Source organism: Marinobacter manganoxydans MnI7-9, assembly GCF_000235625.1.
Taxonomy (GTDB): Bacteria; Pseudomonadota; Gammaproteobacteria; order Pseudomonadales; family Oleiphilaceae; genus Marinobacter; species Marinobacter manganoxydans.
In genome coordinates, this window is sequence record NZ_AGTR01000041.1 from 37,758 (window position 1) to 50,176 (window position 12,419).

The 12,419-nt window shown below is 56.0% G+C and carries 10 protein-coding genes and 2 pseudogenes; 6 read left to right on the top strand and 6 right to left on the bottom strand.

All coding sequences use genetic code 11. The features are described 5' to 3' along the window. Positions 1 to 51 precede the first annotated feature (51 nt). A complete protein-coding gene (locus tag KYE_RS11030; protein ID WP_008173256.1) occupies positions 52 to 690 on the bottom strand; it encodes a ChrR family anti-sigma-E factor in 639 nt (212 codons plus the stop codon). Beyond that, the gene (locus KYE_RS11035) at positions 687 to 1,286 is read right to left on the bottom strand and encodes a sigma-70 family RNA polymerase sigma factor (RefSeq protein ID WP_039881993.1); all 600 of its coding nucleotides are present in this window, start codon (positions 1,284 to 1,286) and stop codon (positions 687 to 689) included. Before KYE_RS11035 ends, KYE_RS11030 begins: the two co-directional genes overlap by 4 nt. 239 nt (positions 1,287 to 1,525) lie before the next feature. On the opposite strand from KYE_RS11035, the gene KYE_RS11040 reads away from it, so the two are divergent. After that, the gene (locus KYE_RS11040) at positions 1,526 to 2,557 is read left to right on the top strand and encodes an AraC family transcriptional regulator (RefSeq protein WP_008173262.1); all 1,032 of its coding nucleotides are present in this window, start codon (positions 1,526 to 1,528) and stop codon (positions 2,555 to 2,557) included. A 12-nt stretch (positions 2,558 to 2,569) separates the two neighbouring features. On the opposite strand, the gene speA is transcribed toward KYE_RS11040, so the two are convergent. Further along, positions 2,570 to 4,480 carry a biosynthetic arginine decarboxylase gene (speA, locus tag KYE_RS11045; RefSeq protein WP_008173263.1) on the bottom strand — a complete coding sequence of 637 codons (1,911 nt, stop codon included), beginning with the start codon at positions 4,478 to 4,480 and terminating at the stop codon, positions 2,570 to 2,572. Between the two features lie 178 nt (positions 4,481 to 4,658). On the opposite strand from speA, the gene speE reads away from it, so the two are divergent. Beyond that, positions 4,659 to 5,540: a polyamine aminopropyltransferase gene (speE, locus tag KYE_RS11050; protein ID WP_008173265.1), complete on the top strand. Its 882-nt coding sequence runs from the start codon at positions 4,659 to 4,661 to the stop codon at positions 5,538 to 5,540. Between the two features lie 74 nt (positions 5,541 to 5,614). Here speE and KYE_RS11055 read toward each other — a convergent pair whose 3' ends face one another. Together KYE_RS11055 and glnK are read right to left on the bottom strand one after the other, a co-directional pair. Further along, positions 5,615 to 6,898: an ammonium transporter gene (locus KYE_RS11055; protein WP_008173267.1), complete on the bottom strand. Its 1,284-nt coding sequence runs from the start codon at positions 6,896 to 6,898 to the stop codon at positions 5,615 to 5,617. 73 nt (positions 6,899 to 6,971) lie between these two features. After that, complete coding sequence (glnK, locus tag KYE_RS11060; RefSeq protein ID WP_008173268.1) at positions 6,972 to 7,310, bottom strand: P-II family nitrogen regulator; 339 nt, start codon at positions 7,308 to 7,310, stop codon at positions 6,972 to 6,974. Positions 7,311 to 7,691: 381 nt separating this feature from the next. Between glnK and KYE_RS11065 the strand changes: the two genes are divergently transcribed. The 3 genes and pseudogenes from KYE_RS11065 to KYE_RS11075 all read left to right on the top strand — a co-directional run bounded on the left by KYE_RS11065 (position 7,692) and on the right by KYE_RS11075 (position 10,807). Next, positions 7,692 to 7,946 (top strand): accessory factor UbiK family protein, encoded by a 255-nt coding sequence (locus tag KYE_RS11065; RefSeq protein WP_008173270.1) that lies wholly within the window; start codon positions 7,692 to 7,694, stop codon positions 7,944 to 7,946. 63 nt (positions 7,947 to 8,009) lie between these two features. Beyond that, a pseudogene (locus KYE_RS11070) lies at positions 8,010 to 8,870 on the top strand (YifB family Mg chelatase-like AAA ATPase); the annotation flags it as partial. Between the two features lie 71 nt (positions 8,871 to 8,941). After that, positions 8,942 to 10,807: a hypothetical protein gene (locus tag KYE_RS11075; protein WP_008173274.1), complete on the top strand. Its 1,866-nt coding sequence runs from the start codon at positions 8,942 to 8,944 to the stop codon at positions 10,805 to 10,807. A 678-nt stretch (positions 10,808 to 11,485) separates the two neighbouring features. On the opposite strand, the gene KYE_RS11080 is transcribed toward KYE_RS11075, so the two are convergent. Next, complete coding sequence (locus KYE_RS11080; protein ID WP_008173276.1) at positions 11,486 to 11,707, bottom strand: hypothetical protein; 222 nt, start codon at positions 11,705 to 11,707, stop codon at positions 11,486 to 11,488. Between KYE_RS11080 and KYE_RS11085 the strand changes: the two are divergent. Further along, positions 11,706 to 12,419, top strand: a pseudogene (locus KYE_RS11085) (hypothetical protein); the annotation flags it as partial. The gene KYE_RS11080 and the pseudogene KYE_RS11085 overlap by 2 nt on opposite strands.

The window sequence follows — 12,419 nt, forward strand, 5'->3', positions numbered from 1 at the left end:
AAAGGGGCGATTTCCATCGCCCCTTTTTCGTGTCCGTCATTCGGCGGAAGGTTACCGAATAAAGGGATTGAGCATCCGGGTAAAGGTGCCCGTGAGCTTCACCGGAGCACTCAACACGGAGAGTGTTATACAGTCCTCGCAACCAACCGCTACGGGCTTGTGTTCGTCCTCATCGTTCAGGACCACGAAATCCCACTGGTTAAACACCCCTTTCTGGTCTGCAAACGCACCCTGAAGGACGATGGTCGTTTCCTCGCCGCGATGCGTGTGGGCAGGCGCTTTGCCGCCGGCAGCGAGTTTCTGGAGTACAACCTGTTCTTTCTGACCGGGGAACCGGTCGGTGATGTCCAGGACGCTCACATCACCCAGCTGGCGCTTCCACGGCAAGCTGTTGAGATCTTCGCCCAGTAGCTTCTGCAGGGCGCTGACCCTCGGGGCAGCCGCTGCTGCCGGCTCAGCTGCCGGCTCGCTGTCGATCTTTGAAAGAATGCTGTCGAACATGCTTTCAGAGACACTCACCTTTGGCTGCTGCTCCATCATCACAGCCCCAAGGCTATCAAGCGTGTCCACACGGCTGCGGCAGTGGGAACACTTGTCCAGGTGGAGCTTGATGCACAGGGCATGGGGCTCGCTCAGGTTACCTGCGCTGTACTCCATCAGGCTCAGGCTGTCGGGATGGTGCCGTGTCATACGTTCTGGTCCTGCAAAATCACTTTCAGTTTATTCAATGCCAGGCGAACCCGGCTTTTCACCGTGCCAAGAGGAATGTCCAACTCGTCCGCAACCATCTGGTGCGACTTGTTTTCCATGTACACTTTGGCAATGACCGTAATCTGTTCTTCCGGCAGATGACTCAGGGATTCCCTGATTCGCCGTTCGGACATGAGACGGTGCAAAGAAGTGACCGGCTCGTTTTCGTTCTCACCCGGAATCTGCCAAAGGTCTTCTGTCTCGACCGGCATTTCAGCACTGGTACGCTGCATCTTTCTCAGCATATCGATTCGCTGGTTCCGGGCGATGGTGAAAATCCAGGTTGATGCCGCCGCCTTGCGCCAGTCGTAGAGGCATGAGCGTCTCCAGATCGACACGAATACTTCCTGCACGAGCTCTTCCGCATGACTCGCCAGACCGTTCGCCATGGCGTAGTACTTGATTTGCGGGCCAAAATGCTCGAACAGCGCGTGGTACGCTTCGCGGTCCTGGTTCTTGCCCACTTTCTGCAGCATTTGGCTCCATTGGTCCTTGCGGCCCTCGGAACTTGCTGGCTTTTGATCCAGTGTGGTCACCGGACGCTCCTTGACAGTCGCATGATTTGAGCTTGTTCTGGTCATCATTCTATGCACTCGTCCCGGGTTTGTCAGTGTCTAGGTTTACGGATCGGTGAATCAGGTGGATCAGCCTGTGTGGAAAAAAACACAGAAAGCTGGCACCAGCGACGGTTTTTGATCGTCTCGCAGGTGATTGCCGGAATCGGCAGAGCGGTCTAGTCTGAGCAATAAATCGACTCCGGACGACAAACACCTCCATGAATGCTCCCGGCTTTACCGGAAACCTGCCCGTTATCCGGGCGCACTATGCGGATATCCTCTGCCAGTTGGCGGAGGACCGTGGCCTGCAGCGGTCCCGGCTATTGTCGGCTTCCGGTATTCGCCCATCCATGCTTGGTCATCCGGACAATTTCATTACTGTCGAGCAGTTCAGTGCCCTGTGTCGCGAAACGCTTGTCCAGAGTGGTGATCCAGCCCTCGGGCTTGAGTTTGGAAAGCGGCTGAAGTTTACGACCCACGGCTCGCTGGCCCAGGCAGCCATTAGTTGCGATACCCTTGAGCAGGCGCTTACGGTACTGATCAAATATTTCCAGATCCGCTTTGTCTACATGAGCCTTTCGTTCTTCGTGGAGGAACATGAGGCCGTGATCCAGCTGGACCTGGCGCACAGCATTGAGGACCTGTACCGGTTCAATGTTGATGTGGTGATGGCGTCACTGATGGATGTGAATCTCCTGCTTTTCGGCCATCGGCTACTGGATGGCGGGCGATGCCTGCTGGATTTTCCTGAGCCTGACGATCTCTCGGCCTATAGACAGCTGTTTGGAAGCCAGATTGCGTTTGGCAGTGGCGTGAACCAGCTGCGGTTCAAACGGGTTTTTCTCGACTCCCCCATGTCACTGTCGAATCCGGTGACCCGTCGGATTGCCGAAGCCCAGTGTCAGGAGGAAATGCGATTCATAGAGGGTTCCACGTCGGTTTCGGACCGGGTGGTGCGCCTGCTCGAGACGGGGCGAAGCCAGCGGTTACCGGCCCTGGAGGATGTGGCGGAACACCTGAAAATGTCCACCAGGACGCTGCGCAGACAGTTGGCCTCCGAAGGGGTGCGATTCCAGCAATTGCAGGATTCCATTCGCCACCGCCGAGCCCTTGAACTGCTGCGCCGCAATGAGCTGAGCATTGATGAGATGGCCGACGCTCTGGGCTACAGTGACCCCTCCAACTTTGGCCGTGCCTTCCGCAAGTGGGAAGGCGTTTCTCCCAGTGCCTGGCGTCGGGAGCATCAGTAACTCTGACGAGAACTATTCCTCGAGGTAGGTATAACCATCCAGGCCGGCGGCCAGCTCTGCCATAAGCGCGGCCTGGGTTTCCGCTGCCAGGGCGGAGGCGGCAAACTTGCCCCTGTAGGCCTCCATCAGGGCCTCGGGTTCAAAGTTCACATAGCGCAACACCTTGGCGACGGTGTCCCCGGTGATGGGGGCGCTGATCTCGTAACCGCCTTCTGGCGTCAGGCGGACATCCACGGAATGGGTGTCGCCGAACAGGTTGTGCATATCGCCAAGAATTTCCTGATACGCGCCGGTCATGAAAAAGCCCATCAGCAAAGGCTCGCCCGACCGTTCTTCGGGTAAGGGCAGGGTTGTTTCGGTGCCCTGGCCATCGACGTAGCGGTCGATACGCCCGTCTGAATCGCAGGTAATGTCCTGGATAACTGCCCGCCGGTTCAGGGGGCGATCCAGGCCGTTGATCGGCATAACCGGGAAGATCTGATCAATGCCCCAGACATCGGGCAGTGACTGGAACAGGGAAAAATTAACGAAGAGTTTTTCCGCCAGTTTCTCATTGAGTTCGTCGATAATTTCCCGGTGAGCCCGGTTGCTGCTGTCCAGCTGATCCCGGAGCAGTCGGCAGCAGCGGGTGTACAGAGTTTCAGCATCCGCCCGCTCCTGGAGCGACAGAACGCCGTGGGCGAACTGGGCGTGAACATCGGCCATGGCGTGGAGTACGTCATGGTAGATCTCAGCCAGTGAGCGGGGGGTGTTTGTGTCCTGCAGGCTTTCAAGGTCGCGCCAGAGATCGTGCAGCGGCGCAGAGGCGGTGGCCCCCGGTTGTTGCGGTGTCCGGTTTTCCGGTGCTTCGTGGTCGATCACGTTGGTCACAAGCACGGAGTGATGCGCGGTCAGGGCTCTGCCGGATTCGCTGATCAGATCCGGGTGAGGCGTACCGTGGCGATCACACTCTGCCTGCAAAACATGCACGACATTGTAGGCATATTCGTAAACGCTGTAGTTCATGGAGCAGCTACTGCGTGAGCGAGTGCCCTCGTAATCCACGCCCAGGCCACCGCCGATGTCCACCGTGCCAATTGGGGCCCCCATCTGGCGCAACTCGCTGTAGAAGCGTGCACATTCCCGGAGACCGGTCTGGATGTCACGGATGTTGGCAATCTGGGAGCCAAGATGGAAGTGCAAAAGTTGCAGGGTGTCCAGGGCACCCGCCTCGCGCAGGGTGTCGACGACATCCAGGACCTGGCTGGCAGACAGTCCGAATTTCGACTTTTCACCACCTGTGTTCTGCCAGTTGCCTTTGCCGATGGTGGCCAGCCGGGCCCGAACTCCGATCAGCGGTGAAACGCCCAGGCTTTTTGCCTCTTCCAGGATGAGTGGCAGTTCCGATTTTTTCTCGACCACGATGAACACCCGGTGGCCGAGAGTCTGCCCAATCAGGGCCAGACGGATGTACTCCCGGTCCTTGTAACCATTGCAGACAATCACCGATCCGGGTTGCTGGGACATTGCCAGCACCGCCATCAGCTCTGGCTTGCTGCCTGCTTCAAGCCCGATCTGGCCGTTGGAGGCGGCGGGCTCGGCAGCCAGCAGCTCTTCGACCACGCGGCGCTGCTGATTGACCTTGATGGGGTAAACCGCCGTGTAGCCGCCCTGGTAGGCGTGCTCCTCTGCAACCTTGTTGAAGGCATTGCAGAGTTTGTTAACGCGGTCGTGCAGGATGTCAACGAAGCGCACAAGTACCGGCAACTGGACCCCGGACTCGGTCAGCGTCCGGGTCAGTTCGGGCAGATTGATGCGGGCCGGGCTGTGGCCACGATCCGGGCGGATGAGCACCTGGCCCTTATCATTGACACCAATGTAGCCATCGCTCCAGTGGGCAATGTTGTAGACCTTGTGGGCCGGTGTGGCGCTGGCTTCGCTCATGCTTGCTATCCTGTCAGGAAACACTGGCCGCCATTGTATGGATTCCCATCCCCGGCTAAAAGCATCGGCTGCGGAAAATACATGGCGTTTCACCGCGATTATCGCTTTAGCTCACGGTAGGGCATCCCTACAATACGCCCTTTCAATTCAGCCCATGGCCCACAGCGGGAGGCAAGACATGACAGCACTCAATGACGGCTGGTTTACCGAGGTATTCCAGGATCAGGGAACCGCGTTCTCCCTGCAGGTGAAAAAGAAGCTCCATGAGGAACAGACGCCGTTCCAGAAACTGGAAATCTACGAGACCGAGACCTTTGGCAACCTGATGGTTCTGGATGGCTGCGTGATGCTGACCACCCGCGATAACTTCCTGTACCACGAAATGATGACCCATCCGGCCCTGTTCACCCACCGGGACCCCAAAAAGGTGGTGATTGTCGGCGGCGGTGACTGTGGCACCCTGAAAGAGGTGCTCAAGCATCCGGGCGTTGAGGAAGCCTGGCAGGTGGAAATCGACGAGCGGGTAACCCGCATGTCGGAAAAATATTTTCCGGAGCTTTGCGAAGCGAACAGTGACCCGCGCGCCAATTTCTTCTTCGGAGATGGTATCCAGTGGATGCGGGACATTGAGCCGAACAGTGTCGACCTCATTATTATCGACAGCACCGATCCTGTCGGCCCGGCCGAAGGCCTGTTTGCCCTGGATTTTTACCGGGATGCCATGTTGGCGCTTCGAGAAGGCGGCATTATTGTCCAGCAGAGCGAATCACCGCTGCTGCACACCGACAGCATCATCAAGGGCATTCACGAGGACATGCGTAAGGCCGGATTCGAGCATGTGCAGACCATGCCATTCCCGCAACCGGTCTACCCCACCGGCTGGTGGAGCTGCACCATGGCCAGCAAGGAAAACCCGATCAAATACTTCCGCGAGGAAGATGCCAACAACCGGCCGTTCGTGACCCGATACTATAATTCCGGGGTTCATCACGGTGCCCTGGCGATGCCCCAGTTCATGGTGGATGCACTGGAAGATGAGGTCCGTCCGGAAGAAGGTTAAGGGGAAAGCGGGCAGACAAAGCAGACAAAAAAAGGGCGCCAGATGGCGCCCTTTTTCGTTGCTCGTGTCAACGATTACTGCTTGCCGCTGACAAACTCCGGATAGGCTTCCATGCCGCACTCGGACAGATCCACACCTTCGTACTCGTCTTCCTCGGAAACCCTGATGCCCATGACGGCTTTCAGGATGCCCCAGACGATCAGGCTGGTGACGAACACCCAGATGAAGATGGTGAGCATGCCGACCAGCTGACCCATGAAGGTAGCGTCTGCGTCGGACAGGAGAACCGCGAAGATACCCCAGATACCCACCACGCCGTGGACAGAGATGGCACCGACCGGGTCGTCAATGCGCAGCTTGTCCATGGTTACGATGGAGAAGACAACCAGGGTGCCGCCAATGGCGCCGATGATGGTGGCCAGCAGGGGAGAAGGATCCGCCGGCTCTGCAGTGATGGCAACCAGGCCAGCCAGGGCACCGTTCAGGGCCATGGTCAGGTCCGCTTTGCCGAACATCAGGCGTGCCACGATCAGGGCGGCAATCAGGCCACCGGCTGCAGCTGCGTTGGTGTTCAGGAACACGTTGGCAACTTCGTTGGCGACACCGATGCCACCCAGCTTCAGGGTGGAGCCGCCGTTAAAGCCGAACCAGCCCATCCAGAGGATGAAGGTACCAAGCGTTGCCAGGGGCAGGTTGGCGCCCGGGAAGGCACGGATTTCGCCTTTGGCGCCGTACTTGCCTTTACGGGCACCGAGGAGAAGAACGCCTGCCAGGGCCGCTGCTGCGCCTGCCATGTGAACGATACCGGAACCGGCGTAGTCGCTGTAGCTCAGCTCGTACATGCCGAATACCGCGTCGCCGTTCCAGGTCCAGGAACCCTGCATCGGGTAGATGAAGCCACACATAACGATGGCGAAAGCCAGGAAGGCCCAGAGCTTCATGCGCTCAGCCACGGCGCCGGAAACGATGGACATGGCGGTTGCAACGAAAACAACCTGGAAGAAGAAGTCAGAAGCGCCACTGTATTCGCCCATGTCGCCGAAGCCGGCTTCAGTGGAGGCTGCAATAACGCCCGCGATCGCTGCGTCGTCCATCTCGGCAACGGTTGTTACACCGCTCAGGAAGATACCGCCGTCGTACATGATGTCGTAGCCGACAATCAGGTACATGGTACAGGCGACCGCAAACAGGGCCACGTTCTTGGTCAGGATTTCAGTGGTGTTCTTGGCACGCACCAGGCCGGCTTCCAGCATGGCAAAGCCAGCGGCCATCCACATGACCAGGGCACCGCAAATCAGGAAGTAAAAGGTATCCAGCGCATACTGGAGTTCAAAAATGTGATTAAGATTGCTTTCCATATGAAGCCCTCCGCACGAGGCTTTTCAGGTTATAAATTTTTTTGCGTTGGCTGATCGAAAAATCAGAGCTGGTTCAGACCGCTTCTTCGCCGGTTTCGCCAGTCCGGATCCGGATGGCTTGAGCCAGTTCAGTCACGAAGATCTTGCCGTCACCGATCTTGCCGGTGTTGGCCGCCTTGGTGATGGACTCGATAACTTGGTCCAGAAGGTTGTCGCCGATAGCAACTTCCACCTTCACCTTGGGCAGGAAATCCACCACGTATTCCGCGCCACGATAGAGTTCTGTGTGGCCTTTTTGCCGACCGAAGCCTTTGACTTCAGTGACGGTTACGCCTTGAACGCCAATCTCGGATAATGCCTCACGGACATCGTCCAATTTGAAAGGCTTGATGATCGCTGTCACAAGTTTCATTGCTTTCTCCTTGGTAAAGCCGTCTCAACAGTGAGGGCCCGTCGGCCGGTTGTTGAGCTCGGGATGCTGCCACCTCGCACACCAATCGTGCGGATTGCGTACGAGAGCTTTAGCATCGGGTATGCCAACGCAAAAAAATATATTTAAAACAACAGGCTACGATATCCGCGTACCAGAATGGCGCAAAGTTGTGCACCAAAATGAAGCGGGTAGCCGGCCAGTGAGCCAAATTGGAGCGGGCTGCCTGACCGTTCGACCGCTATTATAGGGCCGACCGCCTACAGTATGGCAGGGGCTGCGGTGTGATACACTCCTGCAAACCGGTAACAGGCCCTCTCTTTTAGTCGAAGCCGGATATTTCAGAAATGTGTGAGGTGATGTGTGAAAGGTCCACAGGATATTTTTGCTCAGCTGCAGGGCCAGTTTGGCCAGTTTGTACCGGACATGGCCCGCGCTGCACGGGAAGATTTTGAAACCCAGGCCCGGGCCACCGTGATGTCCGTCCTGTCCCGCCTGGAGTTGGTAACGAGGGAAGAGTTCGACGCCCAGCAGGCGGTCCTGCTGAAGACCCGTGAAAAGGTGGACGCACTCGAGAAGCGGGTAGCCGAACTGGAAAATTCCCTGCCAAAACAGTAAACCACGGACACGCCCGGCAGGACGCCGGGCAAGCAGTTCCGGTCATTACCATGGAAGGTTGTCATGCTTGCTATCGTTCATTCCCGCGCCACCATTGGCGTGTCGGCGCCCGCCGTTACCGTTGAAGTCCATCTCTCAGGCGGCTTGCCTGCGCTCTCGATTGTGGGGCTGCCGGAAACCGGTGTAAGGGAGAGCAAAGAGCGTGTTCGCAGTGCCCTTCTGAACGCCGGGTTCGAGTTCCCCGCCCGGAGAATCACCATTAATCTTGCCCCTGCCGACTTGCCCAAAGAGGGTGGTCGCTTTGATCTGCCTATTGCCCTGGGCATTCTGGCGGCCTCGGGCCAGATTCCGGCCGAGAGCCTTTCGGACTGCGAATTTCTCGGCGAATTGTCCCTTGATGGTGCATTGAGGCCGCTTAAAGGCGTGCTGCCGGCGGTATTAGCCGCCCGGCAGGAGCAACGAAACCTGCTGGTTCCCCAGGGCAATGCCGAGGAGGCGGCCCTGGCCAGCCAGGGTGACGTTCTGGCTTCCGGCCACCTGCTGGCCGTGTGCGAGCACCTGAGTGGCCGCGCCCGCCTGGTGCCGGTGCCCAGGTCCTCGCTGGAACAGGCGCCGGGCAGCAACAGGGAAGTGCCGGACCTGTCGGATGTCCGTGGTCAGCGAGTTCCCCGCCGTGCACTGGAAGTGGCTGCGGCAGGCAGCCACAATCTGCTGTTCTTCGGCCCACCGGGAACCGGCAAGAGTATGCTGGCCAGTCGTTTGCCCGGCATTCTTCCGGGGCTGGATGATGGCTCCGCCATGGAAGTCGCCAGCGTGCATTCGGTGGCCGGGCTGCCGATTCGGGCCGGGGGCTGGCGCCAGCCGCCTTTCCGGGCGCCCCATCATACCGCTTCAGCGGTGGCCCTGGTGGGCGGCGGCTGTAAGAAACACGAATAGTTTAGAATATTTATGAATAGATTAGACTGGTGTAGACCTTGTTCGCATCGGCCTAATCTATGTCACCAAAAATCAAACACTTTCCTTCTGGAAAATGGCGGGTTCTGTTTGGCGGCTACGTCCAGCTTGGCACCGCCCCAATTCCTGAGCACACTTACTACGTACCTCTCGGAAAAATTCCTGAAGAAGGATCTACCTCTGACATAGGCTTTAGGTATGCAAAGGCAGGTTTGGGAGATCTTCCATTAATTACGCCAGGCACCGTTTTTGAGGATGGAGTAAGGACGGAGGCTGATGTTCATCAGTCCTTCAGTCTGGATATTCGGACTGGTCAAGAAGCACACAAGCAGGAACGCACGCTGAGCCAGTTTCTGGACGCCTTCACGGTCGAGAACGATCCTTTCGGCTATTTCGAGTCGCTGAGGTTGGCTGCAAAAAGTTTGAAACCACTAGCCGACGCCCCAGTAGTCGTCTTCAGAGCAACAGCTCCGGATTGTTGGGTCGTAGCCGCTGCCGCTGAGTGGTACCGGTATATGTATGGCCAATCAGATTACCTTGCCCACACCTTCTTGATGCCTACTTTTCAGGACTTAGAAAACAGGCTGGTTGTGAGTGATCGAACCGGAATGGTTCCAAGAGTAAAGGTCGACCATCCGTTACTTCCAGAGGTTGATGAGGTGTTGGCCCTAGTGCCGAGAACCAAAGTTCCCGACAGATTCGCTCCGCTGTACACATCGATAAAACTAGCATCCGAAGGAACGGGTGATTTAGCTCAACGCAACGCGCTTTATGCGGCACAATCCATTCGGGCGTCTGTTTCCGATGGTCGCTCCAGACCTTGTTGGCTTCGTTTTGGTCATCCCTATCCGAATAAGGTAAGGCCAGTTAAAGGCAAGGGCCTCAAGGGAACGCTCAAGGCAGTAGATAATGACTGTGAAGAAATGCCATGTGTTATCTTTTTAACTTCGATCGAACGGCATCCGCACCCACCGGAACTTCCTTACTGCATTTTGGAACGGGAGAATGATGGCAACTCTCTAGCCAAAACTGGAGGAGATAAGCCTCTGCCCTGCGATGATTCCGAGATACAGATAGCACCCAGTTATGAGGCGGTTGCAGATGGCGACACGGAATCTAAGACTATTACGCCAGATACCAACCCAAGGGCTGGGCAGGTTGCTGCAAGATACGAAGGCGCACTGTTTGACGACACTGGCGCTCCGCCCATCATAAAGCTTGAGCGCACGGGGCATCCGGACCCATCATTGATTAGGCGCGTCCAAAAGCATGATTTTATTATTGACTCTGGAGAGAAAACAACAAACCAGATTGAATCAAAAAATGGCGAAGCAGGGTCGGCATCGGTCGAGTCCAAGACCGATCTCGAGCGAGAAGATGCTGAGAGCTTGGTTGCTCTGATGGCCACGTTGAATAGTCTTGAAGTTGATGGAGAAATTCATGGGTTGAGGCCAGTCAATTACTTCCCTTCGGAATTAGCCATCAATGGCATAACCTTACAGCAATTCCCTCCGAGCACATGCTCTGAGCGTTGGTTACAGATGCCGGATCGTGATAACAAGAGACTCATTCTGGCAGTTCGTTTCGAGTACCGAAACAGCCTCTTTGTTATTTTGGACGCAGAACGCAAGGGAAGCGAATCATTCAGTTTCCTGCTTGCAAGATGCGACTTAGGTAAGACTGATAATGACAAAACCCTGGAGACCATCGTATGTGCTGCCGTCGAAAAGCTTCGCGAGGCCAAGGGAATACTCGGGAGCGCGAGAATTGAAGGCGGATTCATTAATGCGCAACCCCTTAAACATCAAAAGGAAGTTCACGACAGCATCGTCCGTGTTCGTTGCTCTTACGTTTTGAGCAAATTGGATTCGTTAATTAGTGCTCACCCGAAAGGCATAGTTAATTGATTTATCACTAAGAAGTTAGGTTAGACATCAAAAATACTCCTTGATATGGCACATTTATAGCAAGCACCAAAACCACCCGCTCAAAAACATTCCGCCTATGAGAGAGCCGGAATGCTAGCCCGTATTTCTCTTGAGGCCCCATCAAGTCTCGCAGACGGGGCAGATTACCGCCATGACCGCTCATTTTTGGCCACAAACGCTTAAAAATCGATCAATTCCTGTTGTCCAGGCGAACCACCCCGTTCCCCCATTGAGTCGGGCCGGGGGAGCCCGAGCATCTAGCCCGGAACCACTCGGCGCACCAGGTCAGAGAGTTCGTCTTTGTAAGGGTAGGCGTCACTTGTAAACATCCCTGTTTCAGTTGCACCGCTGATTAGGGTTTTCCGTCAGAAAAACAACGTGTCAACAAATAGCAAAATGTTTCGATACGTTAAAGATGTGTTGTTTTGTAAGCTTGCTTGCATGGCAAACTAATCGTGGTCTAGCTTGGATTGAACAGGAATTAACCAGTTCTCCAAGGAGCGGTTTTATGACTCGCACATCCCTTATTTTTGTTTGCTTCACGCTCATCTCGCCTGCCGTCCTCGCCGATAGGCCGCACGCAGTGCCTGACCGCGCATCATCCATTGAGCAGTTCTCCGGGGCAGTCAACGCCCGACAGGCAGATCCATCTTCAGTTCAGTCCCGACAGTCGGTGACAAACGAGAGATCAAAGCAACCAAAGGTTCCGCTGCCGGCTTCGTCAGCAAGAGCAACAGCGCCTGACAAGTCTATTGAGAAACGCAAAGCGCCAAAGATCAAAGCGCGAGCCGTCATCGCCAACCCGAACTCCTGAAGCTCGCGCCCGTCACGACGGACGCTTTTTTGTGAATAAGCCCAAAACACAAGGAGGTGACTCATGTCATTCCGCACTCAGGTTTTGTCTTGTCTGATCGCAAGTACTGCGCTTGCATCAGCTGCCCAGGCCAACATCCGGGATTATTACGAAGAGCCTGGACTGAATCCGTTCAAGGAAACCATCAACCAGAATTTTGGGGAAGAGATCGACCCATTCTCTGGTCAACTGCAACTGAGCTATACGGATCTCGTCGTGCCCGGTAATGGTGGCTTCGATATCCGCATCAATCGAATTTACAACAACCCTCAAGACGCCTTTTTGCCCTACAGCCCTTATGGCTATGGTTGGAGCATGCATTTTGGCCGCATTGCCGTTTCAGACAGCAACGCTGATAAGGTTTGCAGTCAGAACCTGTTTTCAGTGGATGTGCTCGACAACCCCTCTCTGGAGCTGGCCGACGGTAGCCGCCAGTTGCTGGTACTCGCGGATCAACACGGCCCTGAGCTAATCACCAAACAGTGGTGGAGTGCTAATTGCAACGGCAACAACGATGTGATCGTGAAGTCACCGGATGGCACCACCTACACCATGGATTACCGGGCCAACGACTCTGAGGGCCTGAAGATCTACGCGACCCGCATCGAGGATGCCAACGGCAACTGGATGACCATTGACTACAACACCAATGCGTTCAGCATCACCTACATTGAGTCGATTTCGACCAGTGACGGGCGCTCGGTCAATTACAGTTATGCGAATACCGGAAGCGACAAC

Excerpts from the sequence above, each read along its gene's own strand:
- KYE_RS11030 (WP_008173256.1), bottom strand. The coding sequence starts at position 690 with ATGACACGGCACCATCCCGACAGCCTGAGCCTGATGGAGTACAGCGCA.
- KYE_RS11040 (WP_008173262.1), top strand. The coding sequence starts at position 1,526 with ATGAATGCTCCCGGCTTTACCGGAAACCTGCCCGTTATCCGGGCGCAC.
- speA (WP_008173263.1), bottom strand. The coding sequence starts at position 4,480 with ATGAGCGAAGCCAGCGCCACACCGGCCCACAAGGTCTACAACATTGCC.
- speE (WP_008173265.1), top strand. The coding sequence starts at position 4,659 with ATGACAGCACTCAATGACGGCTGGTTTACCGAGGTATTCCAGGATCAG.
- KYE_RS11055 (WP_008173267.1), bottom strand. The coding sequence starts at position 6,898 with ATGGAAAGCAATCTTAATCACATTTTTGAACTCCAGTATGCGCTGGAT.
- glnK (WP_008173268.1), bottom strand. The coding sequence starts at position 7,310 with ATGAAACTTGTGACAGCGATCATCAAGCCTTTCAAATTGGACGATGTC.
- KYE_RS11075 (WP_008173274.1), top strand. The coding sequence starts at position 8,942 with ATGTCACCAAAAATCAAACACTTTCCTTCTGGAAAATGGCGGGTTCTG.
- KYE_RS11080 (WP_008173276.1), bottom strand. The coding sequence starts at position 11,707 with ATGAGTCACCTCCTTGTGTTTTGGGCTTATTCACAAAAAAGCGTCCGT.